At 72.0% G+C, this 24431-nt stretch carries 22 protein-coding genes; 15 read left to right on the forward strand and 7 right to left on the reverse strand.

Translation table 11 applies throughout. From position 1 onward, the window contains the following. The first annotated feature begins 91 nt into the window (after window positions 1-91). Window positions 92-1114 (forward strand): LacI family DNA-binding transcriptional regulator, encoded by a 1023-nt coding sequence (locus IE269_RS28315; RefSeq protein ID WP_189826015.1) that lies wholly within the window; start codon window positions 92-94, stop codon window positions 1112-1114. Between the two features lie 157 nt (window positions 1115-1271). Then, window positions 1272-2462, forward strand: coding sequence for a thiolase family protein (locus IE269_RS28320; RefSeq protein WP_189826016.1), 1191 nt, complete (start codon window positions 1272-1274; stop codon window positions 2460-2462). 117 nt (window positions 2463-2579) lie between these two features. Here the strand turns inward: IE269_RS28320 and trxA are convergent, their stop codons facing one another. Next, window positions 2580-2999 carry a thioredoxin gene (gene trxA, locus IE269_RS28325; protein WP_189826017.1) on the reverse strand — a complete coding sequence of 140 codons (420 nt, stop codon included), beginning with the start codon at window positions 2997-2999 and terminating at the stop codon, window positions 2580-2582. 125 nt (window positions 3000-3124) lie between these two features. On the opposite strand from trxA, the gene IE269_RS28330 reads away from it, so the two are divergent. From IE269_RS28330 to IE269_RS28355, 6 genes are all read left to right on the forward strand, one after another. Continuing rightward, the gene (locus IE269_RS28330; protein ID WP_189826018.1) at window positions 3125-4576 is read left to right on the forward strand and encodes a dihydrolipoyl dehydrogenase family protein; all 1452 of its coding nucleotides are present in this window, start codon (window positions 3125-3127) and stop codon (window positions 4574-4576) included. A gap of 193 nt (window positions 4577-4769) precedes the next feature. Next, a complete protein-coding gene (gene tdh, locus IE269_RS28335; RefSeq protein WP_189826019.1) occupies window positions 4770-5798 on the forward strand; it encodes an L-threonine 3-dehydrogenase in 1029 nt (342 codons plus the stop codon). A gap of 48 nt (window positions 5799-5846) precedes the next feature. Next, complete coding sequence (locus IE269_RS28340) at window positions 5847-7040, forward strand: glycine C-acetyltransferase (protein WP_189826020.1); 1194 nt, start codon at window positions 5847-5849, stop codon at window positions 7038-7040. Continuing rightward, complete coding sequence (locus IE269_RS28345; protein WP_189826021.1) at window positions 7037-7951, forward strand: LysR family transcriptional regulator; 915 nt, start codon at window positions 7037-7039, stop codon at window positions 7949-7951. Before IE269_RS28340 ends, IE269_RS28345 begins: the two co-directional genes overlap by 4 nt. A 214-nt stretch (window positions 7952-8165) precedes the next feature. Continuing rightward, window positions 8166-10055 carry an ABC transporter ATP-binding protein gene (locus IE269_RS28350; RefSeq protein WP_189826022.1) on the forward strand — a complete coding sequence of 630 codons (1890 nt, stop codon included), beginning with the start codon at window positions 8166-8168 and terminating at the stop codon, window positions 10053-10055. 145 nt (window positions 10056-10200) lie between these two features. After that, on the forward strand, window positions 10201-11067 hold the full coding sequence (locus IE269_RS28355; protein ID WP_189826023.1) for a winged helix-turn-helix transcriptional regulator: 867 nt from the start codon (window positions 10201-10203) through the stop codon (window positions 11065-11067). A gap of 58 nt (window positions 11068-11125) precedes the next feature. On the opposite strand, the gene IE269_RS28360 is transcribed toward IE269_RS28355, so the two are convergent. From IE269_RS28360 to IE269_RS28370, 3 genes are all read right to left on the reverse strand, one after another. After that, the gene (locus tag IE269_RS28360; protein WP_189826024.1) at window positions 11126-11575 is read right to left on the reverse strand and encodes a nucleoside deaminase; all 450 of its coding nucleotides are present in this window, start codon (window positions 11573-11575) and stop codon (window positions 11126-11128) included. Between the two features lie 31 nt (window positions 11576-11606). Next, window positions 11607-12974 carry a purine-cytosine permease family protein gene (locus IE269_RS28365; protein WP_189826025.1) on the reverse strand — a complete coding sequence of 456 codons (1368 nt, stop codon included), beginning with the start codon at window positions 12972-12974 and terminating at the stop codon, window positions 11607-11609. Window positions 12975-13107: 133 nt separating this feature from the next. Beyond that, on the reverse strand, window positions 13108-14094 hold the full coding sequence (locus IE269_RS28370) for an Lrp/AsnC family transcriptional regulator (protein WP_189826026.1): 987 nt from the start codon (window positions 14092-14094) through the stop codon (window positions 13108-13110). Between the two features lie 129 nt (window positions 14095-14223). Here IE269_RS28370 and IE269_RS28375 point away from each other — a divergent pair, with 129 nt between their 5' ends. Together IE269_RS28375 and IE269_RS28380 are read left to right on the forward strand one after the other, a co-directional pair. Continuing rightward, window positions 14224-15720, forward strand: coding sequence for an MFS transporter (locus tag IE269_RS28375; RefSeq protein ID WP_189826027.1), 1497 nt, complete (start codon window positions 14224-14226; stop codon window positions 15718-15720). A gap of 77 nt (window positions 15721-15797) precedes the next feature. Further along, window positions 15798-16961: a methyltransferase gene (locus tag IE269_RS28380; protein WP_189826028.1), complete on the forward strand. Its 1164-nt coding sequence runs from the start codon at window positions 15798-15800 to the stop codon at window positions 16959-16961. Window positions 16962-17012: 51 nt separating this feature from the next. Here IE269_RS28380 and IE269_RS28385 read toward each other — a convergent pair whose 3' ends face one another. Next, window positions 17013-17387: a tetratricopeptide repeat protein gene (locus tag IE269_RS28385; RefSeq protein WP_229898317.1), complete on the reverse strand. Its 375-nt coding sequence runs from the start codon at window positions 17385-17387 to the stop codon at window positions 17013-17015. 174 nt (window positions 17388-17561) lie between these two features. Between IE269_RS28385 and IE269_RS28390 the strand changes: the two genes are divergently transcribed. The 3 genes from IE269_RS28390 to IE269_RS28400 are packed head-to-tail and all read left to right on the forward strand — an operon-like array spanning window position 17562 to window position 19845. Continuing rightward, window positions 17562-18233: an ABC transporter permease gene (locus IE269_RS28390; protein WP_189826029.1), complete on the forward strand. Its 672-nt coding sequence runs from the start codon at window positions 17562-17564 to the stop codon at window positions 18231-18233. Further along, window positions 18230-18904, forward strand: coding sequence for an ABC transporter permease (locus IE269_RS28395; RefSeq protein ID WP_189826030.1), 675 nt, complete (start codon window positions 18230-18232; stop codon window positions 18902-18904). Before IE269_RS28390 ends, IE269_RS28395 begins: the two co-directional genes overlap by 4 nt. Next, complete coding sequence (locus IE269_RS28400) at window positions 18901-19845, forward strand: ABC transporter substrate-binding protein (RefSeq protein WP_189826031.1); 945 nt, start codon at window positions 18901-18903, stop codon at window positions 19843-19845. Before IE269_RS28395 ends, IE269_RS28400 begins: the two co-directional genes overlap by 4 nt. Here the strand turns inward: IE269_RS28400 and IE269_RS28405 are convergent. Then, complete coding sequence (locus tag IE269_RS28405) at window positions 19818-20738, reverse strand: ion transporter (protein WP_438817642.1); 921 nt, start codon at window positions 20736-20738, stop codon at window positions 19818-19820. The genes IE269_RS28400 and IE269_RS28405 overlap by 28 nt on opposite strands. A gap of 223 nt (window positions 20739-20961) precedes the next feature. Then, window positions 20962-22128 carry a betaine/proline/choline family ABC transporter ATP-binding protein gene (locus IE269_RS28410; protein ID WP_189826032.1) on the reverse strand — a complete coding sequence of 389 codons (1167 nt, stop codon included), beginning with the start codon at window positions 22126-22128 and terminating at the stop codon, window positions 20962-20964. A 142-nt stretch (window positions 22129-22270) separates the two neighbouring features. Here IE269_RS28410 and IE269_RS28415 point away from each other — a divergent pair, with 142 nt between their 5' ends. Together IE269_RS28415 and IE269_RS28420 are read left to right on the forward strand one after the other, a co-directional pair. Next, the gene (locus IE269_RS28415; RefSeq protein ID WP_189826033.1) at window positions 22271-23569 is read left to right on the forward strand and encodes an alpha/beta fold hydrolase; all 1299 of its coding nucleotides are present in this window, start codon (window positions 22271-22273) and stop codon (window positions 23567-23569) included. 110 nt (window positions 23570-23679) lie between these two features. Then, window positions 23680-24426: a PIG-L deacetylase family protein gene (locus tag IE269_RS28420; RefSeq protein WP_229898318.1), complete on the forward strand. Its 747-nt coding sequence runs from the start codon at window positions 23680-23682 to the stop codon at window positions 24424-24426. The last annotated feature ends 5 nt before the right edge of the window (window positions 24427-24431 follow it).

A 24431-nucleotide genomic window follows, 5' to 3' on the forward strand; every position in this document is an offset into this window, starting at 1 on the left:
TGTCAGTGACCCGTGTAAACGCTTTGTAGCACCGAAATCCGGCCAACCGCTAGACCCTGTGACGCAACAGTCTGGAAAGATGCCGAACGCGATGAGCCAGACACCGAAGAAGTCAGCCGAACAACCCGTCCCCACCAGCACCGATGTCGCACGCCTGGCGGGCGTTTCGCGCGCCACCGTGTCCTACGTGCTGAACAACACCTCGGCCGTGCGGATCAGCGAACCCACCCGCCGCCGGGTCCGCGAGGCCGCCGAGGAACTCGGCTACGTCCCGCACGCTGCGGCCCGCAGCCTGCGCGCGGGCCACACCCGCATGGTCCTGCTGCCGACCGCGCACATCCCCGTCGGTCCGCTGTACGGCCAGTTCTTCAACGAACTGCACTGGGCGCTGCGCAATCTCGACTACACCGTCGTCCAGTACGGCAGCCTCGGCCTCTCCGGCGACGAGGCGGCCCGCGCCTGGGCCGAACTCCGCCCGGTCGCCGTGGTCTCGCTCGGGGAGATCACACTGACCGCGCGCGGAGTCTCCCTCCTCAAGAGGTCGGGCGCCAAGGCCGTCATCACCATGGGTCCGCAGCGCGTCGAGGGCGCGCACTCCCTGGTGATGGACCAGCGCGAGGTCGGCATCGCCGCAGCCCGGCACCTGCTGGACCGCGGCTGCCGCCGGATCGGCGCGATCCTCCCGGAGGAACCCGGCCTGGAGCTGTTCTCCAAACCCCGCCTCGCGGGCCTGCGCAAAGCTGTCACCGGCACTGGTGCTCGCGTCGAACCGCTCGGCATGCGGTACGACGAGGAGTCCGCGGCGGCGCTCGCCGCACGCTGGCGCGACCTCGACCTGGACGCGGTGTTCGCGTACAACGACGAGTACGCCCAGCTCCTCATGCGCGCCCTCCAGGACGCCGGCGTCGACGTGCCCGGCGAGACCGCCGTGATGGGTGCGGACGACCTCCTGATGGGCAAGCTGCTGCGGCCCAGCCTCAGCACCGTGCACATGCAGCTGCCGCCCGGCCAGCACCTCGCGGACCTGGTCGACCGGCTGGTCGCCCATCCCACCGAGCAGGTCGAGAACCACGACCTGATGGGGGCGCACGCGGTGCCCAGGGAATCGAGCTGACCCGCTGCCTCTGTTGTGACGCGTCCCCTCGTTGACAGCCGACGGGACGCGTCACAGACTCGGGCACCGGTGATCAAGGACGATCACAGGCGGTCGCGCACCGGTGTCCCACTCCGGTCCTCCGGTCCGAACGCCCTTGACCCGGAGGAGAGTTCCGATGCCCACGAGCATCCGTGACGTGTACGTCGTCGACGCCGTCCGCACGCCGATCGGCAAGTTCGGGGGCGCGCTCTCGGGCGTCCGCCCCGACGACCTCGCCGCCCATGTCGTACGGTCCCTGGTCGCCCGCACCCCCGACCTTGACCCGGCGCGCATCGACGACGTCTACTTCGGCGACGCCAACGGCGCGGGCGAGGACAACCGCGACGTGGCCCGCATGGCGGTGCTGCTGGCCGGGCTGCCCGTCACCGTCCCCGGCGTCACCGTCAACCGGCTCTGCGGCTCCGGCCTGGAGGCCGTGATCCAGGCCGCCCGCGCCGTCGCCCTCGGCGACGCGTCGGTGGCGATCGCGGGCGGCGTCGAGTCGATGTCCCGCGCCCCCTGGGTCCTCCAGAAGCCCGAACGGGCCTTCCCGGCCGGGCACCAGCAGCTGCACTCCACCACCCTGGGCTGGCGGATGACCAACCCCGCCATGCCCGCCGAGTGGACCGTCTCGCTCGGCGAGGGCGCCGAACTCGTCGCCGACAAGCACAAGATCGGCCGCGAGGAGCAGGACGCCTTCGCGCTCGCCAGCCACCGCAAGGCGGCCGCCGCCTGGGCCGAAGGGCTCTACGACGGCGAGGTCGTCCCGTACGACGGCGTGGACCTGGTCCGCGACGAGTGCATCCGGGAGTCCTCCACCCCCGAGGCCCTGGCCAAACTGAAGCCCGTGTTCCGCCCGGACGGCACCGTCACCGCCGGGAACTCCTCGCCCCTCAACGACGGCGCCGCCGCCCTGCTCCTGGTCGACGAGGAGGGCCTGCGCGCCACCGGCCGCGAGCCCCTGGCCCGGATCCGGGCCTCCGCCGTCACCGGCATCGAGCCGCACCTCTTCGGGCTCGGCCCGGTCGAGGCCGTCGGCCGGGCACTGGCCAAGGCGGACCGTACCTTCGACGACCTGACCGTCTTCGAGCTGAACGAGGCCTTCGCCGCCCAGTCGCTCGGCTGCCTCGCCGAATGGCCCGGCCTGGACCCTGCCGTCGTCAACCCGCGCGGCGGCGCGCTCGCCATCGGCCACCCCCTCGGCGCCTCCGGGGCACGCCTCGCGGGCGCGGTCGCCCACCAGCTCGCTGCGGCCGGCTCGGGCACGGGCCTGGCCGCGCTGTGCATCGGCGTCGGGCAGGGGCTGGCGCTGGTGCTGGAGCGCTGAGGGACTCTCGTACGCCATGTGCTGACGCGACTTCTCGTACGTCATGCGCTGACGCGACAGTGGGCGCCACCTCGCACGAGGGGGCGCCCACTGTCGTACTGCGCGGAGACGGACGCGTCAGCCCGCTTCCTTGGTCTCGCCGGAGCCGGAGCCGGAGCCGGAGCCGGAGGCCGCCTGGGCCTGCGCCTGCTCGATCGACTTGCGGACCTCGTCCATGTCCAGGTTGCGGGCCTGGCCGATGACGTCCTCGAGAGCCGCCTCCGGAAGCGCGCCCGGCTGGGCGAACACCGCGACGTTGTCCCGGACGATCATCAGGGTCGGGATCGACTGGATCTCGAAGGCCGCCGCCAGCTCCTGCTGCGCCTCGGTGTCGACCTTGGCGAAGACGAGGTCCTCGTGACGGTCCGAAGCGCTCTCGTACACCGGGGCGAACTGACGGCACGGGCCGCACCACGAGGCCCAGAAGTCGATCAGAACGAAGTCGTTGTCGGTGACGACCGAGTCGAAATTTTCCTTCGTGAGTTCGACAGTGGCCATGTTGTGCTCCTCTTCCGTCATTCAGGGCTTCGCCGTCCCCGCTCAACGGTGAACGGCGACGCCCTATTCCGCAGGTCCGCCTTCCCCTGTGGTCGCTGCCCACACCACCCATCAGACTGAGCTTCATGACACCTGTCACAGGAACCGAAGAAGACCCGACGACGCGCGCGTACGACGTGGTGGTGCTGGGCGCCGGGCCGGTGGGCGAGAACGTGGCCGACCGGGCCCGCGCGGGCGGGCTGAGCGTGGCCGTCGTGGAGTCCGAGCTGATCGGCGGCGAGTGCTCGTACTGGGCGTGCATGCCCAGCAAGGCGCTGCTGCGCCCGGTCGCCGCCCGGGCCGACGCCCGGCGCGTACCCGGACTCAAGCAGGCGGTGCAGGGACCTCTGGACGCGGCGGCCGTGCTCGCCCACCGCGACTACTACACCTCGAACTGGAAGGACGACGGCCAGGTCGGCTGGCTGGAGTCGATCGGCGCGGACATCCACCGGGGCCACGGCCGCCTCGCCGGGGAGAAGACGGTCGTGGTCGAAGGCCCCGACGGCACCCTGACCACGCTCACCGCCCGGCACGCCGTCGCCGTGTGCACCGGCACCCGCGCGGTCGTCCCCGACCTCCCGGGCATCGCCGACGCCAAGCCGTGGACCAGCCGCGAGGCCACCAGCGCGCAGGCGGTACCGGGGCGGCTCGTGGTCGTCGGCGGGGGAGTGGTCGGCGTCGAGATGGCCACCGCCTGGCAGGCCCTCGGCTCGCAGGTCACCGTGCTCGTACGGGGCGAGGAGGGGCTGCTGCCGAGGATGGAGCCCTTCGCGGGTGAGCTGGTCCGCGAAGCGCTCGAAGAGGCAGGGGCCACGGTCCGTACCGGAGCGTCGGTGTCCGCAGTGCACCGCGAGGGCACGACGGTCACCGTCACCCTCGACGGCGGCGAGACCCTTCAGGCCGACGAGATCCTCTTCGCGGTGGGGCGTGCGCCGCGCACCGACGACATCGGCCTGGACACCGTCGGCCTGAAGCCCGGCTCCTGGCTCGATGTGGACGACAGCTGCCGGGTCACCGGCTCGGACTGGCTGTACGCGGTCGGCGACGCCAACCACCGGGCGCTCCTCACCCACCAGGGCAAGTACCAGGCCCGTATCGCCGGTGACGTCATCGCCGCACGGGCGCAGGGGCAGGCTGTCGACGTCGCCGCGTGGGGCGCGCACTCCGCCACCGCCGACCACGACGCCGTGCCGCAGGTGGTCTTCAGCGACCCCGAGGCCGGGTCGGTGGGCCTGACCCTCGCGGAGGCCGAGCGGGCGGGACGGCGGGTGCGGGCCGTCGACTACGACCTGGGCTCCGTCGCCGGTGCCGGCCTCTACGCCGACGGCTACAAGGGCCGCGCCCGCATGGTCGTCGACCTCGACACCGAGACCCTCGTCGGCGTCACCTTCGTGGGCCCCGCCATCAGCGAACTGGTGCACTCGGCGACGGTGGCCGTGGTCGGCGAGGTGCCGATCGGGCGGCTCTGGCACGCGGTGCCCTCGTACCCGACGATCAGCGAGATCTGGCTGCGGCTGCTGGAGACCTACCGGGGGTGAGCCGCGAGCGGCGGCCGCGTGTGCGAATGAAGCTCCCCTTGGGGGCCACTTAAGAAAACCTCGATGGACGCGGCCGCCGCAGATCGGCAGATTGGAGCCCGCAGGCGATCACCATGGGCATTCCGTGGCACATCGCCATGGACCGGTGCTGCCCGAGCGCCTTTGTTTCGTACTACCTCCAGGAGCCACAGCCATGCGAGCACTCGTCAAGCACAAGGCCGAGCCCGGGCTGTGGCTCATGGACGTCCCCGAGCCCGAGACCGGCCCCGGCGACGTACTCATCAAGGTGCTGCGCACCGGCATCTGCGGCACCGACCTGCACATCCGCAACTGGGACGGCTGGGCGCAGCAGGCCGTCACCACGCCCCGCGTGCTGGGCCACGAGTTCGTCGGCGAGGTCGCGCACGTCGGCGCGGACGTCGCGGACATCAAGGTCGGCGACATCGTCAGCGGCGAGGGCCACCTGGTGTGCGGAAAGTGCCGCAACTGCCTGGCCGGCCGCCGTCACCTGTGCCGCGCCACCGTCGGCCTGGGCGTCGGCGTGGACGGCGCCTTCGCCGAGTACGTCGCGCTGCCCGCCTCCAACGTGTGGGTGCACCGCACGAAGGTGGACCTGGACGTCGCCGCGATCTTCGACCCGTTCGGCAACGCCGTGCACACCGCACTGTCCTTCCCGCTGGTCGGCGAGGACGTCCTGATCACCGGCGCGGGCCCGATCGGCATCATGGCCGCCGCCGTCGCCAAGCACGCGGGCGCCCGCAGCGTCGTCATCACCGACGTCAGCGAGCCGCGCCTGGAGCTGGCCCGCAAGGTCGGCGCGACGCTGGCCGTCAACGTCGCCGAGAGCTCCATCGCCGAGGCGCAGCAGAAGCTGGGCCTCAAGGAGGGCTTCGACATCGGCCTGGAGATGTCCGGCCGTCCCGAGGCCATGCGCGACATGGTCGACAACATGACGCACGGCGGCCGCATCGCCATGCTGGGCCTGCCCGCCGAGGAGTTCGCCGTCGACTGGGCGAAGATCGTCACCTCGATGATCACGGTCAAGGGGATCTACGGGCGCGAGATGTACGAGACCTGGTACGCGATGACGGTCCTGATCGAGGGCGGTCTGGACCTGAGCCCCGTCATCACCGGTTCGTACGGCTACCAGGACTTCGAGGCGGCCTTCGACGAGGCGGCGACCGCGCGCAGCGGCAAGATCATCCTCGACTGGACCGCCTGACCGGACCGTCCGACCTCCCGCACTTTCCCCCTCAAGGAGCCGACCCCCATGTACGCGTCCGTCCGTGACGAACTCCGTGCCACCCTCGACGAGATCCGTGAGGCGGGCCTCTTCAAGCCCGAGCGCGTCATCTCCAGCCCGCAGAGCGCCACCGTCGGCGTCACCGCCGACGGCAAGCAGGCGGACGTCCTGAACTTCTGCGCCAACAACTACCTCGGCCTCGCCGACCACCCCGAGGTCGTCGCCGCCGCCAAGGACGCCCTCGACACGTGGGGCTACGGCATGGCGTCCGTGCGCTTCATCTGCGGCACCCAGGAGATCCACAAGGAGCTGGAGGCGCGCCTCTCGTCCTTCCTCGGCCAGGAGGACACGATCCTCTACTCCTCCTGCTTCGACGCCAACGGCGGTGTCTTCGAGACCCTCCTGGGCCCCGAGGACGCCGTCATCTCCGACGCCCTCAACCACGCCAGCATCATCGACGGCATCCGCCTCTCCAAGGCCGCCCGCCACCGCTACGCCAACCGCGACATGGCCGAGCTGGAGGCCAAGCTCAAGGAGACCGCCGGGGCGCGCCGCCGCCTCATCGTCACCGACGGCGTCTTCTCGATGGACGGCTACGTCGCCCCGCTGAAGGAGATCTGCGACCTCGCCGACCGCTACGACGCCATGGTCATGGTCGACGACTCGCACGCGGTCGGCTTCGTCGGCGCCGGCGGCCGGGGCACCCCCGAGCTGCACGGCGTGATGGACCGCGTCGACATCATCACCGGCACCCTCGGCAAGGCCCTCGGCGGCGCGTCCGGCGGTTACGTCGCGGCCCGCGCCGAGATCGTCGCCCTGCTGCGCCAGCGCTCGCGCCCGTACCTCTTCTCCAACTCCCTCGCCCCGGTCATCGCCGCCGCCTCCCTCAAGGTCCTCGACCTGCTGGAGTCCGCCGGTGACCTGCGCGAGAAGCTCGCCGCGAACACCAAGCTGTTCCGTACGAAGATGACCGAGGCCGGATTCGACATCCTCCCCGGCGACCACGCCATCGCCCCCGTCATGATCGGCGACGCCGCAGAGGCCGGCCGCATGGCCGAGCTGCTCCTGGAGCGCGGCGTGTACGTGATCGGCTTCTCGTACCCGGTGGTCCCGATGGACAAGGCCCGCATCCGCGTGCAGCTGTCCGCCGCGCACTCCACCGAGGACGTCGAGAGGGCGATTGCGGCGTTCGTGGACGCTCGGGCGACACTGGCTGGGTGATCGACCCCAGACGGCTTCGCATTCTGAGGGCCGTGGCGGACCACCGTACGGTGACCGCCGCGGCCTCCGCGCTGTATTTGACCCCCTCCGCCGTGTCCCAGCAGCTCAACGCGCTGGAGCAGGAGACCGGGCACACCCTGCTGATCCGCAGCGGCAAGGGGGTGGAGCTGACGGCGGCGGGCGAGATCCTGCTCGCCCACACCCACGCCGTCCTCGCCCAGCTCGAACGCGCCGAGGCCGAACTCGCCGACTACGCGGGCGGCGTCGCGGGCGAGGTCACCGTCGTCTCCTTCGCCACCGGCATCGCCGAGGTCGTCGCCCCCGCGGTGGGCCGCCTGCGCGCCCGTCACCCCGGCATCACCATGCGGGTCTGGGACGCGGAGGGCGACGAGAGCCTGCCGCTGGTGCTGGGCGGCAAGGCGGACGTGGCGGTCGCCGTGGACTACCGGGGGGCGCCCCGCGAGGACGACCGCAGGCTCGCCCGCGTGCCGCTGTACGCGGAGCCCTTCGATGCGGTGCTGCCCGCCTCGCACCCCTTGTGCGCGCATCCGGAGGTGGCGCTCGCCGGGTTCGCCGACAGCGACTGGATCGGGCCCTACCCCGGCAACCCCTGCCACGACATGGTGCTGCTGGCCTGTGAACTCGCCGGGTTCCAGCCGCGCCTGAAGCACTCCTCCGACGACTTCCGCGCCGTGGTGGCGCTCGCGGGCGCCGGCGCCGGTGTCGCGCTGGTGCCGCGTTCCGCGCTGCTGGGGATGGAGCTGAAGGACGCCGTCGTACGTCCCGTGGCCGGGCCCGCGGCGACCCGCCGGGTGTTCGCGGCGGTACGGCGGGGGGCCGACGAGCACCCGTTGATCCGGCCGGTGCTGGACGCGCTGGTGGCTTCGGCGGCGGGGCTCGCGACGGGGTGAGGTGCGGGGCCGCCATGAGGCGTGGGGTCGCCGTGAGGTGCGGGGCCGCCGTGATGCGGAACGGTCAATTCCCTTGAGGGGCACACTCGTTCGGGTTGAGTTCAAGGAATCGTTTGACCGCAAGTTCGGTTGAGGTTCTAGCGTTCAGAGTGCTCCCCAGCCACCGAGGCGACGGGACTCAGAACGCCGTACCAGCGCCCGCCGGAGGCACCCCGTGGACATGGAAGTCACCGCCTGGACGTCGATGCACAGCGTCATGACCGCGGAGCAGGACAAACGTCCCTTCTCCAAGGCCACGCTCCGCCGCATCGGCGCCTTCGCCGCACCGCACCGCACGAAGATCGTCCAGTTCCTGCTGCTGAGCGTCGTCACCGCACTGCTCGCGGTCGCCACCCCGGTGCTCGCCGGACGGGTCGTCGACGCCATCGTCAAGGGCAACCAGACGGGGACCGTCACCCGGCTCGCCCTGCTCATCGCCGTGATCGCCGTCGCCGAGGCCGGACTCGCGCTCGCCACCCGCTGGCTGTCGGCGACGCTGGGCGAGGGGCTGATCCTCGATCTCCGTACGGCGGTCTTCGACCACGTGCAGCGGATGCCGGTCGCCTTCTTCACCCGCACCCGCACCGGCGCACTCGTCAGCCGCCTCAACAACGACGTCATCGGCGCCCAACGGGCCTTCTCCAACACCCTGTCCGGAGTCGTCTCCAACCTGGTCACCCTGCTGCTCACCCTCGCGGTGATGCTCAGCATCTCCTGGCAGATCACCCTGCTGGCGCTGGTGCTGCTGCCGGTGTTCGTGGTGCCCGCACGGCGCATGGGGTCGCGGATGGCCCGGCTCCAGCGCGAGGCGGCGGGGCACAACGCCACCATGGGCACGCAGATGACGGAACGCTTCTCCGCCCCCGGAGCCACCCTCATCAAGCTGTTCGGGCGGCCCGCCGACGAGTCCGCCGAGTTCGCCGCCCGGGCCCGCCGGGTCCGCGACATCGGGGTGCGCACGGCCATGGTGCAGTCCACCTTCATCACCGCGCTGACGCTCGTCTCGGCGCTCGCACTGGCGCTGGTGTACGGGCTCGGCGGCTTCTACGCGCTGCGCGGCAGCCTCGACCCCGGCGCGGTCGTCGCCCTGGCGCTGCTGCTGACCCGGCTGTACGCCCCGCTCACCGCGCTGGCCGGGGCCCGTGTCGAGGTGATGAGCGCGCTCGTCAGTTTCGAGCGGGTCTTCGAGATCCTCGACCTGAAGCCCCTGATCGCCGAGAAGCCGGACGCGCGGAAGGTCCCCGAGGGGCCGGTCTCCGTCGAGTTCGAGAACGTCACCTTCGGCTACCCGTCCGCCGACAAGGTCTCCCTCGCCTCCCTCGAAGACGTCGCCGTCCTCGACAACCGCGGCGGCACCGACGTCCTGCACGACGTGTCCTTCCGCGCCGAACCCGGCCAGATGATCGCCCTCGTCGGCTCCTCCGGAGCAGGCAAGTCCACCATCGCGCAACTCCTGCCCCGGCTGTACGACGCGGACGCGGGCACCGTGCGCATCGGCGGCGTCGACGTCCGCGACCTCAGCGCCGACTCGGTGCGCGCCACCCTCGGCATGGTCACCCAGGACGGCCACCTCTTCCACGAGTCCGTCCGCGCCAACCTGCTCCTGGCCCGCCCCGAGGCCACCGAGGAGGACATCTGGGACGCCCTGCGCCGCTCCCGCCTCGACGGCCTCGTCGCCTCGCTGCCGGACGGCCTGGACACCGTGGTGGGGGAGCGCGGCTACCGGCTCTCGGGCGGCGAGCGCCAGCGCCTCACCATCGCCCGGCTGCTCCTCGCCCAGCAGCGGGTCGTCATCCTCGACGAGGCCACCGCCCACCTCGACTCCACGTCCGAGGCGGCCGTGCAGGAGGCCCTCGCCGAGGCCCTGGACGGGCGGACCGCCGTGGTCATCGCCCACCGGCTCTCCACCGTGCGGGCCGCCGACCAGATCCTGGTCGTGGAGGACGGCCGGATCGTCGAACGCGGCACCCACACCGAACTCCTCGCCGCCGGCGGCCGCTACGAACAGCTCCACCGCACCCAGTTCGAGCGCCCCGGGACGGAGCAGGCGCACCCGATCCGCTGAGCGGCGGGTTCCCTTCGGGGACGCAGAGGGTGCAGTGGGTTCCCTTGTGGAACGCGGCCGGTTCCCTTTCCGTACGGACTGCGTACGGAAAGGGAACTTACGATGTGCGCAGGACCCCCGACCGCCGTCCCCCAGGAGCGCACCCATGACCCGCAGGCACCCGACCGACGAGACCTGCGGCATCGCGCAGGCGGCAGGCGTCGTGGGCGACTGGTGGACCCTGCTGGTGCTGCGCGAAGTGGCGCGCGGGCATGTCCGCTTCGACCGTCTCGCGGGCGAGCTGGGGGTGTCCCGCAAGGTGCTGACGGAGCGGCTCGTCGCCCTGACCGAGCACGAGGTGCTGGAGCGCCGCCCGTACCAGGACCGCCCCACCCGCTACGAGTACGTGCTGACCGACCGCGGCAGGGACCTGCTGCCGGTGCTGGTGTCCCTCCAGGACTGGGCGGACCGCTGGCTGCTCGGCGACGGCACCCTCACCGGCATCACCGAACCGGCGAGCGCCGAGAGCACCCGCGTGCACGACCTCGTGGGCACCGCCCTGCCGCCGGGCCTGGAGCTTCCCGGCACCGACGACGCCCCGCACTTCCCCGTCGACCCGGACGCCCGCGCGACCGTGCTCTTCGCCTACCCCGCGACCGGCGTCCCCGGCGGCGTGCCCCGCCCGGAGGTGCCCGGCGCGGCGGGCTGCACCCTGGAGAACCGGCTGTTCCGCGAGTCCTGGCCGAAGTTCGAGTCGGCGCGGGTCGCCGTACGCGGAGTGAGTACCCAGCAGCCCGCCGAACAGGCCGGCTTCGCGCAGGCCGAGGAGCTGCCCTTCCTCCTGCTCTCCGACGAACAGCTGCGGCTCGCGGCGGCCCTGCGGCTGCCCACCTTCCGCTCCGCCCAGGCCCTGCGCCTCAAGCGGCTGATCCTGGTGCTCGACTCCCGGGCCGTCGTACGCCACGTCCTGTACCCCGTCGCGGACATCCCCGGAGCCGTCGCCGAATCCCTCGCCCTGGCCCGGGAGCTGTAGGCCAACAGCAAAGGGGCGGGGACGGCACAGTGCCGTCCCCGCCCCTTTCGCATCGGTGCTACTCGCCGATGTCCTCGTTCCACAGCTCCGGCTTCGCGGCGATGAAGTCCTTCATCATCCGCACGCACTCCGGGTCGTCCAGCTTGATGATCTCCACGCCGTGCTCGGCCAGCCAGTCGTGCCCGCCGTGGAAGGTCTCCGACTCGCCCACGATCACCCGCGAGATGCCGAACTGGCGCACCAGACCCGAGCAGTACCAGCACGGCGACAGGGTCGTCACCATCGTGGTGCCCTTGTACGAGCGCTGCCGCCCGGCGTTGCGGAAGGCGGAGGTCTCCGCGTGCATCGACGGGTCGCCGTCCTGGACGCGGAGGTTGTGGCCCCGCCCCAGGAGCGTGCCGTCCGCGCCGTACAGCGCCGCACCGATCGGGATGCCGCCCTCGGCGAGACCGGCCTTGGCCTCCTCGACGGCGGTCGCCAGCCACTGACGGGCCTGGTTGTGGTCCATGCTGCTTCTCCTAGCGCTCTGTACGGGGTGGTTACGGCTGGGGGACTTCACGGCGGCGCAGTGCCGCGTACAGCACCGCTCCCACCACGAAGCCCACCAGGCAGGTCAGGTCGCCGACGGCGGGCCACGTGGCGGGCACCCAGCCGACGTACACCGTCTGGTTCGAGAACAGCGGCACCGACACCGCGAAGCCCACCAGCAGGGCGATCAGCCCGGCCCGCTCGCGGTACGAGGTGTCCTGCATCCGGCGCATCAGCTCGCTGTCCGGAGTGCTGCCGCGCAGCCACTGCTCGGCCAGCACCACGCCCAGCCACGGGGCGATCCAGTACGCGATGACCAGCAGGAAGTGCTCGAAGGCGGCGCCCGCGTCGGCCAGCGACAGCCAGCCCGCGACGGTGCCGACCGCACCGACGAGGGCGACCAGCGTGGCGCGCCCCATCCAGCGCGGCAGGCGCAGCGACAGCGACGAGATCGAGACGGCGGACGAGTAGACGTTCAGGGTGCTCGCGGCCATCGCGCCCAGGATGATCGCCACCAGGGTGAGGTTCGCGAGCCAGCCCGGGAGCTGTGCGGTGAACGCGCCCGTCGGGGTGGCCCCGGCCGGGGCGAGGACGGTGCCGGAGGCGGCGCCGATCACGGAGACCACCGCGATCGACACGAAGAGACCGAGTCCGGAGTACAGCCGGGTGCGGCGCACCGGGGTGTCGGCGGGCAGGTAGCGCGAGTAGTCGGAGGCGCACGGGTTCCAGCCCGCCGTGAAGCCGAAGCAGGCGCTGAAGGCCAGCAGGAAGCCGCCGAGGCCGCCGTCGTGCCCGGACGAGGAGCCCAGGTTCGCGCCCTTGAAGATCCAGATTCCGGCCAGCAGGAAGATGACCGCCAGCACCGGGAAGGCGTACCGCTCGAAACGGTGCACCAGGTCGTGGCCGACGTAGCCGATGACGATCTCCAGGACCACCAGGATCAGCAGGCTCGGCAGCGGCGGCAGCCCGGTCAGCGAGTTCAGCGCGAACGCGCCGCCGACACTGTTGACGGCGAACCAGCCGATGCCGGCGACCGCCGCGTTGACGCCCGAGGGCACCGCGTTCCCGCGATACCCGAACGACAGCCGCCCGAGCACCATCTGCGGTACGCCGAAGCGCGGACCGTCCGCCGAGAGCACCCCGTGCGCCAGCGAGCCGAGGCCCGCGCCGAGCACCAGCGCGGCGACCGCCTGCCAGAAGCTCAGCTTGAAGGCGACGACCGACAGCACACCGATGTAGAGGGTCGCGAAGCCCACCTGCGGCGACGCCCAGGTCCACAGCAGCTGACGGGGGTTGCCGTGACGCTGTTCACGGGGGACGGGTTCGGCGCCGTGCGCCTCGACGGCCATGACGGGCGCCGCGGTGGGGGTAGTGGACATGAGCCTTTGGGGGGTGCGAGGGGCCAAGGGAGCGGGCCGCGCGCGCGTGGGCGGGCCCGTACTAGTGTGCGGCACCCGGTGAGGTGCGGTTGACCTGGGGCCATGCGGCGGAGGGTTGGATTCCGTTTTGGTGTCAGGACAGTCCCCGGCCGCCCTTCCCCTCCTCGTACGTCAGCTGCTTGACCCGGCGCAGCACGGGCGTGCACTCCACGTGCTGGACCCCGTCGAGGCGGCCGATCCGCTCGCTGAGGTAGGTGTACAGGGCCTCGGTGTCGCGGTTGAGGATGACCGCGAGGACGTTGCACGGCCCGGCGGCGGCGCTCGCGAAGGCCACCTCCGGATGGGTGGCCAGCGCGTGCCCGACCTCGGCCAGCGCGGACGGGGCCGCCGTGATCCACAGCATCGCGGCACTGGCGTGCCCGATCCGCTCCGAGTCGAACTGCACGTCCACGAAGAGCGCCCCCGACGCCAGCAGCGCGTCCAGCCGGCGGCGCAGCGCCGACTCGGAGCGCCCAGTGGCCTTCTGCAGCTCCGCGAAGGTGGCCCGGCCGTCCTGCTCCAGGGCGGCCACCAGGGGCTCGTCGTCCGGCGTGATGCGGGCGCTGCCGTCCGCCTCGTACCGCGGCCGCAGCGCCCGGACCTGTTCGGGGGTGAGCGCGTTGCTCTTGCGCAGCCAGCCGTCGGGCCCGCCGTAGAAGCGGTGCAGCAGCTGGTACGCCTGGATCTCGACGATGCGGGGCGTGCGCGGCAGCTTGCCGAGCAGCAGCTCCTCGTGCTCGCCCCGGGTGCGGGCCCGGGTCATGCAGCCGATCTCGGTGCCGCCGGAGGTGAGCGCGATCCAGGCGGTGTCGGGGCGGCGGGCCAGCGCGCGGGCGATGGTGTCGGCGGAGTCGGGGGTGCAGCGCAGCCGCAGCATCCACGACTCCTGACCGTGCACGACGTGGTCGCGGACGGCCACCACCTTCACGTCGCCGTCCGTGCGCAGCCGCCTGAAGCGGCGGGCGACCGTCTGGTCGGAGACCCTGAGAACGGACGCGATCCGGCTGAACGAGGCGCGGGCGTCGACCTCCAGGGCGTGCAGCAGCTGCCGGTCCAGCTCGTCGAACTCGTGGGAATCCATCGCCCGAGCGCCCCCTCGTGTCGGTTTCCACCGCCCACGCGCTGCTGGGTAGGTGATCCCGGCGGTCGGGGCCGATCGTACGGGAAGCCGGTCGACACGTCCGGCGTCGTACCGGAAGGAACTGTGATCATGCGCAAATGGGGGCCGCTCGTCGCGGTCTGTCTGGGCACCTTCATGCTGCTGCTCGACGTGACGATCGTGATCGTCGCGCTGCCCGACATGGCGGGCTCGCTCGGGGCCTCGCTCTCCGAGCTCCAGTGGGTCATCGACATCTACGCGCTGGCGCTGGCCGCGCTGCTCCTCGGCGCCGGGGCGGCCGCCGACGTGACGGGACGGCGGCGGGTGTACGCGGCCGGGACCGCCGTCTTCGCGCTCGCCTCGCTCGCCTGCGGGCTGGCGTCGAGCCCGGCCGTACTCATCGCGATGCGCGGCCTCCAGGGGGTGGGCGGCGCGGCGATGTTCGCGACCACGCTCTCCCTGCTCGGCAGCGCCTACCAGGGCAAGGACCGGTCCGTCGCCCTCGGTGTGTGGGGTGCGGTCAGCGGCGCCGCGGCCGCGATAGGCCCGGTGCTCGGCGGGGTGCTCACCCAGGCGCTGGACTGGCGGTGGATCTTCTTCGTCAACCTGCCGGTGAGCGCGCTCGCGATCTGGATGACGCTGCGCTGCGTGCCCGAGTCCACGGGGCAGGGCGAGCGGCGCGTCGACGCGGCGGGCACGGTCGCCTTCGCCGCGTTCGCGGGAGCGCTCACCTTCGCCGTCGTACGGGCCGACGCCGAGGGATGGGTGTCCGCGCCGACCCTGGTGACGCTCGCCGTCGCGGCGCTCGCGCTGGCCGCCTTCGTGGTCGTCGAGCGGCGTGCCGCGCACCCGCTGCTCGACCTGCGGCTGCTGCGCAGGCCCTCGTTCGCCGTGGTGATGCTGGCGGCCCTGGCGTTCAACGCCGCGGCCTTCGGGGTGCTGCCGTACACCTCGATCTGGCTGCAGACCCTGATGGGGCTGAGCCCGGTGCGCGGCGGGCTGGTGGTGCTGCCGCTCGCGGTGGCGTCGTTCGTGGTGGCGGCGGTCGGCGGACGGCTGCTGCACGGGGTGTCGCCGCGCCTGGTGATCGGCGTCGGACTGGTGCTGATCGGCGGCGGCACTCTGGCGCAAGGGGTGCTGGACGAGAGCACCGGGTGGGGTGTGCTGGTGCCGGGGTTCGTGCTCACCGGCATCGGTGTCGGCCTGGTGTCACCGGCGCTGGCGGGAGCCGCGCTGGCGTCCGTGCCGCCGCACAACGCCGGAATGGCGGGCGGCGCGGTCAACACCTTCCGCCAGCTCGGGTACGCACTCGGGGTCGCCGTCTTCGGCACCGTGCTCACCTCCCGCATGACGGACTCCCTGCACGGGGTCACCGGCAACGCACAGGAGGCCGCGCACGCCCTCGCCGGAGGCGGGGCCGCAGCCCTGCGCGGGCAGGTCCCCGACGAGGCACTCCACGCGGCCTTCGCCTCGGGACTCGACGGCGCGGCACTGGTCGCCGGGGCGGCGGGAGTGCTGGCCGGACTCGCGGTGCTGGTGTTCCTGCGGCCCGCCGCCCCCGCCCGGCCCGGGCACGACACGGTGAAGGCACCCGTGCCCACGGGCTGACCTGCTGCGAAGGAGGACGCCGCCGGACGGGGGGAGGCGACCCCGCGTCCGGCGCAGCGGGTTAGCCTGAACCCACAATGAACCGTTTGACGACGCCCTGGGGCGTGTCCGCACTCGCCCGCTTCCCCGAGGACCCCCGCGACACGCTGCGCGCGTGGGACGCCGCCGACGAATACCTGCTGCGGCACCTGGCGGGCTCCGACGACGTACCGCCGACGGACCTGAGCGGCAGCGGCGACGTCGTCGTACTGGGCGACCGCTGGGGCGCGCTCGTCACCGCACTGGCCGCGCACCACCCCGTACAGATCACCGATTCGTACCTGGGGCACGAGGCGACCCGCGCGAACCTCGCACGCAACGGCGCGGACCCCGACGCCCTGCGCCTGCTCTCCACCCGGGACACCCCGCCCGAGCGCATCGACGTCCTCCTCGTCCGGGTGCCCAAGAGCCTGGCGCTCCTGGAGGACCAGCTGCACCGGCTCGCCCCCGGCATCCACGAGGGCACCGTCGTCGTCGGCACCGGCATGGTCAAGGAGATCCACACCTCCACGCTGCGCCTCTTCGAGCGGATCATCGGCCCGACCCGCACCTCCCTCGCGGAGAAGAAGGCCCGCCTGATCTTCTGCACCCCCAAGGCCACACCCGAACGCACCACGGACCCGTGGCCGCTGACGTACACCCTGGACGGCGACGCGGGAGCGGGCTCCGGGATCACCGTCACCAACCACGCCGGCATCTTCTGCGCCGAACGCCTCGACATCGGCACCCGGTTCTTCCTCCAGCACCTGCCCGAGGGCACGGCACCTGCCCGCATCCTGGATCTCGGCTGCGGCAACGGCGTCGTCGGCACGGCCGCCGCACTGGCCCGCCCCGGGGCGGAGGTCGTCTTCGTCGACGAGTCGTACCAGGCGGTGGCCTCGGCGGAGGCGACCTACCGGGCCAACGTGCCCGAGGGCGGCAAGGCCGAGTTCGCCGTCGGCGACGGGACGGCCGGAATTCCGGACGCCTCCGTCGACCTCGTACTGAACAACCCGCCGTTCCACTCCCACCAGGCCACCACCGACGCCACGGCCCGACGCATGTTCGCCGGGGCACGCGACGTGCTGCGCCCCGGCGGGGAACTCTGGGTGGTCGGCAACCGGCACCTGGGCTACCACGTGCGGCTGCGCCGTCTCTTCGGGAACTGCGAGGTCGTGGCGAGCGACCCGAAGTTCGTGGTGCTGCGCGCCGTCAAGAACTAGCGAGCGGCGCGCAGCACCCGGGTCAGGCCTGCCAGATCGGGCCTTCCGGGGTCAGGCCTTCTCCAGCGCGTCGAAGTCGCCCGACAGGGCGGCCGCCGTGCGCAGGTACGGCGCGGCCTCCTCGTGCCGGCCCTGGCGCTCCAGCGTGCGGCCCAGCATGAGCTGCGCGTAGTGCTCCACCGGGCAGCCGTCCAGCACCGTGCGCAGCTCCGTCTCGGCCTTGGTCAGCTGGGCGGAGTGGTAGTACGCGCGGGCCAGCAGCAGCCGCGGCGAGGTCAGCTCCGGCGCCTCGTCGACCAGCGGACGCAGCACGCGCGCCGCCTTGTCGTACTCCTTCGCGTCGAAGAACAGCTGCGCACGGTCCCAGCGCTCGGCCTCGGTGCCCTGCTGGTAGTACGCGTCGTTGAGGTTCACCTGCACGTTCACGTGGGGCCTTTCTTCCTTCGGGCGACTCCGTCCCCTCGGGGCCGGATCACCGGGTCTGTGCCGTTCACCCCCTCCAACACACACAGGTGGTTGAACATTCCACCAGGGTGTGCGGGGCACCCGTACGGTCCACCAGGGCGCGCGGTCCCTGCGCCCCCGGGCTGCAATGGACCAATGACGGCGCCCCCGGACGACTGCCTCGCCCGCAACGACTGGATCTGCGGCGCCTACCTCTCCAGCCGCCGCGAAATCCTCGTGGACGCGGTGCTCCAGCACCTCCAGCTCACCGTCGTCTCCGTGCTGCTCGGACTGCTCATCGCGCTTCCCCTGGCGATCGCCGCCCGCCGCTGGCGGTGGGCCGCGGCGCCCGTCCTCGGGCTGACGACCGTGCTCTACACCATCCCCTCGCTGGCGATGTTCTCGCTGCTGCTGCCGGTGTACGGGCTGTCCGCCTCCCTGGTGATCGCCGGGCTCGTGCTGTACTCGCTCACCCTGCTGGTGCGCAATCTCCTCGCCGGGCTGCGCTCGGTGCCCGAGGAGACCCGGCGGGCCGCACGCGGCATGGGGTACGGGCCGGTCCGGCTGCTGCTCGCCGTCGAGCTGCCGCTCGCGCTGCCCGCCGCCATGGCCGGCCTGCGCATCGCCACCGTCTCCGCCGTCTCCCTGGTCACCGTCGGCGCGATCGTCGGCCACGGCGGCCTCGGCAACCTCATCTACGCCGGGATGAACACCTACTTCAAGGCACAGGTGCTCACCGCCTCCGTGCTCTGCGTGGTCATCGCCATCGCCGCCGACCTCCTCCTGCTGGGCGCGCAGCGCCTGCTCACCCCCTGGACGCGCGTATGAACACCCTCACCGCCGCCTGGGACTGGCTCACCAGCGCCGCGCACTGGAACGGCGACGGCGGCATCTGGAGCCGCCTCGGCGAACACCTCTTCCTCACCGTCGTCTGCCTGCTGCTCAGCTGTCTGATCGCCCTCCCGATCGCCCTGGTGCTCGGACACCTCGGCAAGGGCGGGGCGCTCGCCGTCAACATCTCCAACGTCGGCCGGGCCGTCCCCACCTTCGCCGTGCTGGTCCTGCTCCTGCTCACCCCGCTGGGCACCAAGGGGGAGTGGCCGACCATCATCGCGCTGGTGCTGTTCGCCGTGCCGCCACTGCTCACCAACGCCTACGTCGGGATGCGCGGCGTCGACCGGGACACCGTGCGGGCCGCGAAGGGGATGGGCATGACCGGCCGGCAGCTGATGTTTCACGTGGAACTTCCGCTCGCGCTGCCGCTCATCCTCACCGGTGTACGGATCGCCGCCGTACAGCTCGTGGCGACGGCGACCCTCGCAGCCCTCGCCGGAGGCGGCGGACTGGGCCGCATCATCACCGCCGGATTCAACCTCGCCAGCACACCACAAGTGGTGGCAGGAGCCGTCCTGGTGGCCGTCTTCGCCCTGCTGGTGGAAGGGCTCTTCGAAGTGGCGCAGCGCCTTGCGCCGGACTGGGCAAGGGGGCGAGCCGGATGAGACGACGACGGTACGGGGCAGCACTGCTACTGCTCGCGACGACGGCCACCGGCTGTGCGACCGGGCCCTCGCTGGAGAACCAGGGCGAGATCACCGCCGCCCCCGGCGACAGCCGCGACCTGACCATCGGCTCGGCCGGATTCACCGAGAGCGACGTCCTGGCGCAGATGTACGCCCTGCTCCTGGACCGGGCCGGATACCGCACCTCCCTGCTCTCCGTCACCAACCGGGAGCTGTACGAGCCCGCCCTGGAGAGCGGCCAGATCGACGTCGTCCCGGAGTACGCGGCCACCTTCGCGGACTGGCTCAACGCCAAGAAGAACGGAGCCGACGCGCCCCCCGTCGGCTCGCCCGACCTGGACGCCACCATGCAGGCCCTGCGCAGGCTGGCCGTCCCGCGCGGGTTGACCGTGCTGGATCCGGGCCGGGCCGTCGACCAGAACGCCTTCGCGGTCTCCGCCACGTACGCGAAGCAGCACAACCTCAAGACGCTCTCCGACCTCGGGAAGTCAGGGCTCCCCGTGCGGCTGGCGGCGGGCGACGAGTGCGTGCAGCGCCCGTACTGCGAGCCCGGGCTGAAGAAGACGTACGGCATCAACATCACGGCCGTCGACCCCAAGGGTGTCGGGACCACCCCCGCCAAGCAGGCGGTGCAGAGCGGGCAGGACCAGATGGTGCTCACCACGACCACCGACGCCACCCTCGACGCGTTCGGCCTGGTCCTGCTGGAGGACGACAAACGCCTCCAGAACGCCGACTACATCGTGCCGGTGGTGAACAGGGCCCGGGCGGGCTCCGAGGGCGTCACCAAGGCGCTCGGCAAGCTCAACACCGTACTGACGACCGAGGACCTGGCCTCGCTCAACCAGCAGGTGGACAGCTGGCGGCGGCTGCCGCAGGACGTGGCCAGGGCCTACCTGGAGTCCAAGCGGCTGATCTGAATGAGCCGTTCGGCGTCGTCGAGGGCGAGCCGGGCGGCCAGGATGCGGTCGCGCACCCCGAACGCGTCCAGCGGGTCGCCGTCCTGCTCCGGCTTCTTCTCCGGCTCCGGACGACCGTCGGTCTTGCGTTCGGCGAGGTCGGAGTCCCGCGCCTGTTCCAGGGAGTTGATGACCACGCCGATCAGCAGATTGACCAGTAGGAACGAGCTGAGGAGCACGTACGAGCCGTAATAGGCCAGCGACCAGGGGGAGATGAGCAGCCCGGCGTGCACCGCGTCGCCCAGACCGTCCAGCGACATCAGGATGAACAGGGTCACCACGGCCCGGCCCAGCGATCCGTAGTGCCCGGGGTCGGAGGAGGCGAAGCACAGCCAGCCCACCATCGCGTACACGTACAGCAGCAGCGTGCCCACCATCAGGAAGCTGACCGTGCCGGGCAGGCACTTGCCCAACGCGGTCACGATCACGCGCAGTTGCGGCAGGAAGCGTGCCGTGCGCAGCACCCGGAAGAGTCGCAGCAGACGCAGCAGTGTGGTGTTGTCGCCGGTGATCGGGAGGAAGGCGAACAGGACCACGGCGGCGTCGAAGACGTTCCACGGATTGCGGAAGAAGTCACCCGGCCGGTCCGCGTGCGCGGCGGCCCGCAGCAGCACCTCCACGGTGAACACCGCCAGGAAACAGCCCTCCAGCACCGAGAGGGGGTCGTGCCAGCGGGCCGCGAGACCCGAGTACGTCTCGACGCCCAGCAGCACGGCGTTGGCGAGGATCGCGGTCATCACGAGCGCCGAGAACACGGGGGCGTCGACGAGGAGGCCGGCCCGGTGCGACAGTGCCTTGCGCCAGTTCCCGCGCAGCACAGGAGAGACGCGGATTCCGCGATGCATATTGGTCATGAGGTCGAGTCCGCCCGGCAAGGTGTGGTGAGGAGACAAAGGTCGTCCCAGCCCTATCCGGGCGTCGCACGGTTCACACCGGACCCGGTGCTTCTCACCGCTGCGACGGACGGCGTGCACACCTGCGCGAACGAGCCCCCGGCGCGCCGTTGCGCCCTTCGGTCACCTCGTGCGGCTAGGCGTCCGCGGCCTCGTGCTGCTACGCGTCCGCCACCTCGTGCGGCTAGGCGTCCGCGACCGAGTCGAAGGCCACCTCGTGGGGTTCGACGCCCAGCAGGTCGGCGTCCACCGACCGCCGCAGCGCCTCGTGCAGTTTCACCGGGGTGAGCACGCCCACCAGACGCGCCCCGTCCAGGACCGCCACCCACCCGGCGTCCCACTGGAGCATCTCGCTGAACGCGTGCTTCAGCGGTGCGCCCATCGGCACCCAGGCGTTCATCCGGCGTGCCAGGTTCCCCACCACCAGGTCGTCCGAACCCACCCGGGCCAGGTCGTCGGTGGACACCCAGCCGTGCAGCTCGCCGCGCTCGTTGAGCACCACGGCCCAGCGGGCGCCCTCCGCGCGCAGCCGGGCGGCGGCCGAGCCCACCGGCTCGTCCAGGCGGGCGCGCGGCGGCTCCTGGAGGTCGTCGGGCTGGATGGCGGTCACCGACAGCCGCTTCAGACCCCGGTCGGCGCCCACGAACTGCGCCACATAGGGGGTGGCCGGGGCGCCCAGCACCGCCGCCGGGGTGTCGAACTGCTCGATGTGCCCCTGCCCGTACACGGCGATCCGGTCGCCCATCCGGACCGCTTCCTCGATGTCGTGCGTCACCAGCAGCACCGTCTTGCGCACCGTCGCCTGGAGGCTCAGGAACTCGTCCTGGAGGCGCTCGCGGACCACCGGGTCGACCGCGCCGAAGGGCTCGTCCATCAGGAGTACGGGAGGGTCGGCGGCGAGGGCGCGGGCGACGCCGACGCGCTGGCGCTGGCCGCCGGAGAGCTGTTCCGGGTAGCGGGACCCGTACACGGAAGGATCGAGGCCGACCAGGTCCAGCAGTTCGGCGGCCCGGGCCCGCGCCTTCTCCTTCTTCCAGCCGGTCAGGAAGGGCACGGTGGCGGTGTTGTCGAGGATCGTGCGGTGCGGGAAGAGGCCGACCTGCTGGATGACGTACCCGATCCGGCGGCGCAGTTTGACCGGGTCGACGGACGCGATGTCCTCGCCGTTCATCAGGATGCGGCCCGAGGTCGGTTCGATGAGCCGGTTGACCATCATCATGGTGGTCGTCTTGCCGCAGCCGGACGGGCCCACCAGGGTGACCAGTTCCCCCTCGGCGACCTCGAAGTCCAGTCCGTCGACGGCGGTGGTGCCGTCCGGGTACACCTTGCTGACCTGCTCGAACCGGATCATGTACGCACGCTAGGCGTGCGCGGGGCCCCGCGCACACGGGCCGGGACCGACCGGGTGGGATGCACAGGGCGCCTCGGGGCGCTCCGCGACAGTGTGCTGAACTGATCGCAGACGATCGTCACAGGAGTGAGCAGGAGCAAGAGTGCCCAGTTATCGCCAGCCCGGTACCGTCCTCACCGACCACCGCTTCACCGTGCCCCTCGACCACGCCGACCCCTCCGGCGAACAGATCGAGCTGTACGCCCGCGAGGTCGTGGCAGCCGGGCGCGAAGGCAGCGACCTGCCCTGGCTGGTCTACCTGGAGGGCGGCCCCGGCTTCGGCGCCCGCCGCTTCGTCGGCCAGCAGGCCTGGCTCGGCCGGGCACTGCGCGAGTTCCGCGTGCTGCTGCTCGACCAGCGCGGCACCGGCCTCTCCAGCCCCGTCAACCGGCAGACCCTGCCGCTGCGCGGCGGCCCCCGCGCACAGGCCGACTACCTGGCGCACTTCCGGGCCGACTCGATCGTCCGCGACTGCGAGACCATCCGGCCCCTGCTGACCGGCGGCGCACCCTGGACGGTGCTCGGCCAGAGCTTCGGCGGATTCTGCGCCACCCACTACCTCTCCGCCGCCCCCGAGGGCCTGGCCACCGTCCTCATCACCGGCGGCCTGCCCTCCCTGCACGCGAGCGCCGCAGACGTCTACCGGGCGGCCTACCCGCGCATCGAGCGCAAGGTCGCCGCGCACTACGCGCGCTACCCGCAGGACGTCCGGCGGGCCCGCGACATCGCCGCCCACCTGGCCGCCCACAAGACCGTCACCCCCGGCGGCTACACCCTCACCCCCGAGGCGTTCCAGTCGCTGGGCCTGGGGCTCGGCGTCGAGGACGGCAGCCACCAGCTGCACTACCTGCTGGAGAACGCCTTCGTCCGCACCCCGGACGGGCCCGCCCTCTCGGACGCCTTCCTGGAGAACGTCCAGGCCACCCTGTCCTTCGCCGGACACCCCCTCTACGCGCTCCTGCACGAGTCGATCTACGGGCAGGGCGCGCAGCCCACCGCCTGGGCCGCCGAACGGGTGCGCGCCGAGTTCCCCCGCTTCGACGCGGCCGCGGCACTCGCCGGGGACGGACCGCTGCCGCTGACCGGCGAGACCATCCACCCCTGGCACTTCGAGGTCGACCCGGCGCTGCGCCCCCTGCGCGAGACCGCCGAACTCCTGGCCGCCCGCACCGACTGGGCCCCGCTGTACGACCCGGCGCGCCTGGCCGCCAACGAGGTGCCGGTCGCCGCCGCCGTCTACCACGACGACATGTACGTCGAGACCGCGCACTCCCTGGAGAGTGCACGCGCTATCCGGGGGCTGCGCACCTGGGTCACCGACGAGTTCGAGCACGACGGGGTGCGGGCGGGCGGTCCGCGCGTGCTGGACCGGCTGCTGGCGCTGGCGCGCGGGGAGATCTGAGGCCCGCTCGTACGTGTGGTGCGGCAGGAGCCCGAGGAGGTGCGGCAGGGGCCCGAACTGGTCCCTGCCCGCCCGGGGTTGATGTCAGTGCCGCGACTTATCCTGCGCGTATGACTACAGCAATGCCGTTCGATCAGCTCCAGCCCATGCCGGAGGACTGGCAGCGGGCCCTCGCCGTCGTCGCGCACCCCGACGACCTGGAGTACGGGTGCGCGGCCGCCGTCGCCGGCTGGACCGACGCCGGACGCGAGATCACCTACGTCCTCGCCAGCCGCGGCGAGGCCGGCATCGACACCCTGGAACCGGCCAAGTGCGGTCCGCTGCGCGAGCAGGAGCAGCGGGCGAGCGCGGCCGTCGTCGGGGTGTCCGAGGTCGAGTTCCTCGACCACCGCGACGGTGTGATCGAGTACGGGCCCGCACTGCGCCGCGACATCGCCGCCGCCATCCGCAGGCACCGCCCCGAACTGGTCATCACCCTCAACCACCGCGACACCTGGGGCACCACCGTCTGGAACACCCCCGACCACCTCGCCGTCGGCCGCGCCACCCTGGACGCCGCCGGTGACGCGGGCAACCGGTGGATCTTCCCCGAGCTGACCGAGCAGGGACTGGCGCCCTGGGACGGGGTGCGCTGGGTCGCCGTCTCCGGCACCATTTCGCCCACCCACGCGGTCGACGCCCGGCCGGGCCTGGAGCGCTCCGTACGCTCCCTGCTCGAACACCGCGCGTACATCGAGGCATTGACCGACGAGGACCCCGAGCAATACTGCCGCGGCTTCCTCACCGCCAACGTGGAGGCCAACGCCCAGCGCTTCGGCGGGATACCCGCCGTGGCCTTCGAGGTCTTCCACCGCTGAGCCGG

Source organism: Streptomyces spiroverticillatus (genome assembly GCA_014650415.1).
Taxonomy (GTDB): domain Bacteria; phylum Actinomycetota; class Actinomycetes; order Streptomycetales; family Streptomycetaceae; genus Streptomyces; species Streptomyces spiroverticillatus.